Origin of the sequence: Limnospira sp. PMC 289.06 (assembly GCF_032350395.1) — a bacterium.
GTDB lineage: Bacteria > Cyanobacteriota > Cyanobacteriia > Cyanobacteriales > Microcoleaceae > Limnospira > Limnospira platensis.
The window spans coordinates 1-1,006 of record NZ_JARPLC010000359.1; the positions used below are offsets into that span (position 1 = coordinate 1).

General features: G+C 47.8%; 2 protein-coding genes. Both read left to right on the top strand.

What is annotated here, in order from left to right; genetic code table 11:
- The first annotated feature begins 83 nt into the window (after positions 1-83).
- On the top strand, positions 84-305 hold the full coding sequence (locus P5674_RS25185) for a hypothetical protein (protein WP_014276641.1): 222 nt from the start codon (positions 84-86) through the stop codon (positions 303-305).
- Positions 265-489, top strand: coding sequence for a reverse transcriptase domain-containing protein (locus tag P5674_RS25190; RefSeq protein ID WP_014276642.1), 225 nt, complete (start codon positions 265-267; stop codon positions 487-489). Before P5674_RS25185 ends, P5674_RS25190 begins: the two co-directional genes overlap by 41 nt.
- Positions 490-1,006: the final 517 nt, after the last annotated feature.

The following is a 1,006-nucleotide window of genomic DNA, read 5'->3' on the forward strand; positions in this document are numbered from 1 at the left end:
GAAGGTGGCAACGTCTACTGGTGAAATCATATTATGCCAGACTCTTAGCAGTGCGGCTGTAGGGGCGGGTTCCACGGTCAGCCATGCTTCCCAACAGTCAGCTTAATAAACCCGCCCCCCAAGCGGGTCAAGGCAAGAAAACGGCTGGAATCGATGGAATGAGAGTAATCTCCCCAAGACAAAGGTTGGAACTTGTTGAGAATATTAAGGGAAGCCTTAAAGCAAAAGCACTTAGGAGAGTATGGATACCAAAACCTGGAAGGGATGAAAAAAGCTGGAATAGGCATTCCTACAATCCAAGATAGAGCGAGGCAAGCCTTGGTTAAATCGGCTCTCGAACCTGAATGGGAATCGAGATTTGAAGGCACAAGCTATGGGTTCCGTCCCGGACGGTCAGCCCACGACGCAATAGCACGAATTTACCTAAGTATCAACAAGGGTGAATATTATGTACTGGATGCAGGTGCGAGACGTTCGGGTATGAAATAGGGCTGAAATGCCCGAAATAACTGCCCGGTGAGGATTCCAGCTCCGAATCTGGATATAAGGAGACCTCTCCTGAGCATCCTCATAACTGATTATATGTCCCGACGCTTAGGTAACTAAGCAAGGCAGGGAACTCAAGGTCATAAACGAACTGAGAAATCAGGGAGTAGAGAGTAACGGCGATAGCCACCCCCAGTTTTGGAAATCATAACTCCAGGATAGAAGCGGGGAACGGAAGGCGTGAGGTAGAACCTACTACCAAGACGCGACCACTGCCAACCATCTATGATTAGGAAGACCGAATGTCCGACTTGAACCATCGTAAAGCACGAGCAGCGAAATAGGTTGATACGCTGCGTTCAAAAGAGCAAGGGGAAGAGTAGGTGTTTCCGTCATACTACCTACACAGACCTTTAAAGTACCCCGGTGGAAAGGACAAATCTAAAGATGGAATGCCCGTATAAACGGAACGTTGGTGCGAGACGTTCAGGCATAAAATAAGGTTGAAATACCTGAAATA

Coding starts and splice junctions, on each gene's coding strand:
- P5674_RS25185 (WP_014276641.1), top strand. CDS start 84: ATGCTTCCCAACAGTCAGCTTAATAAACCCGCCCCCCAAGCGGGTCAA.
- P5674_RS25190 (WP_014276642.1), top strand. CDS start 265: ATGAAAAAAGCTGGAATAGGCATTCCTACAATCCAAGATAGAGCGAGG.